Source organism: Rhodopseudomonas sp. BR0C11, assembly GCF_010820945.1.
GTDB classification, from domain to species: Bacteria; Pseudomonadota; Alphaproteobacteria; order Rhizobiales; family Xanthobacteraceae; genus Rhodopseudomonas; species Rhodopseudomonas palustris_H.
On sequence record NZ_QTKI01000681.1, the window covers coordinates 1 to 1,447 of the forward strand.

The 1,447-nt window shown below is 70.4% G+C and carries 2 protein-coding genes; both read left to right on the forward strand.

What is annotated here, in order from left to right:
- Positions 1–195: hypothetical protein (locus DYI24_RS26530; protein WP_164574446.1), on the forward strand; the 195-nt coding region annotated here is incomplete at its 5' end.
- Between the two features lie 43 nt (positions 196–238).
- Positions 239–1,447, forward strand: a 1,209-nt coding sequence (locus DYI24_RS26535; RefSeq protein WP_164574447.1) for an AsmA family protein, incomplete at its 3' end; no start/stop codon positions are given.

Genomic DNA, 1,447 nt, shown 5'->3' on the forward strand with positions numbered 1-1,447 from the left:
GTGCTGTCGCTGATCTTCGTGCCGGCGGTGTTCATGATGATGGATGATGTCGGCCGCGGCTTCTGGGCGGTCGGCAAACGACTGCTCAGCGGCAGCGCCCGTGACGCGGCCGAAGCCGTGCCGGCGGCGGCGACACCACCGGCCGGCACCGAGTCGGCGGCGACAACCAAAAAGCCGTCGTTCTGGCGTGGCTAGGACGGCGCGGATCAGCGAGCAGCCGGATGCGTAAGGAGCCGAGATGAAGCCGATCAGGATCGCAGGCGCCATGGCGGCTCTGCTCCTCGTCGCGGCCACGCTGCTGATCGCGATCGGAATTCCGGCCGGCGCGCTGACCGGCGCAATCCAGAGCCGGATCGAGCGCGACACCGGCTATCGGGTGACGATCGCCGGGGCCGGCACCGTCCGGCTGTTTCCGGCGGTCGCGCTCACCTTGCACGATGTCAGTGCCGAGTTGCCGGGCGGCCGCACCACCGATCCGCGGCTGAAGATCGCGACCGTCCGCGCCGAACTGCCGTTGACCAGCCTGATCTCGGCGACGCCGCGGCTCACCGAGCTGACCCTGATCAGTCCGGAACTACACCTGCCGCTGCTGCGCCGGCGCGACGAGGCCGGCCCCACGCCAGCGCCCGCGCGTAAAGGGAGCGCCGAGCTCGCCGACATCGAACGCATCGTGGTTCAGGACGGCGTCGTGGTGATGACCAGCACGGCCGACCGCGTCGAACGCCGCATTGCCGGCATTCAGGCCGACATCGAACGTGAGGATACCGAGGGGCCGATCACCGCCAGCGGCTCGGCCACGCTCGGCCGCTCGCCGGTGTCGTTCGAACTCACCGCCACGCCGCCGGCGGATGACAAGCGGCCGATGCTGATCGATCTCACGCTCGACGCGCCGGGGCTGCTGACGTCGCGGCTCAGCGCCAAAGCGGAAGCGCGGCTGCGCGGCACCACGCTGGCGATCAACGGCGTCAGCGGCAGACTGGGCGACGCACCGTTCAACGGCTGGGCCTCGGTGGACGTCGCCGGCAAGCCGCTGGTCAAGCTCGACCTCGACTTTCAGCGGCTCGACCTGGTCGCCATCACCCGCACCGCTCCTCCCGGCTCACCGTGGAGCGAAACGCCGCTCGATTTCGCCGGCCTGAACTACGTCGATGCCGAACTGCAGCTGTCCGCCACCGAGCTGAACATCGGTCCGGCCCGGATCGCACCGGCCTCGGCCGACGCCAAGCGCGCCGGCGGGGTGCTGGCGGTGCAAGCGAGCCGTCTCGCCGCCTATGGCGGACAAGCGACCGGAACGCTGGCGATCGACGCCTCCGGTGCGGTGCCGACATTCGACCTGCAGGGCGATCTCAGCGGCGTGCATGCGCTGCCGCTGCTCGACGGGCTGGCCGATTTCGACCGGCTCGATGGCCGGCTGCAGGCCAAGCTGGCGCTGCGCAGCAACGGGGGC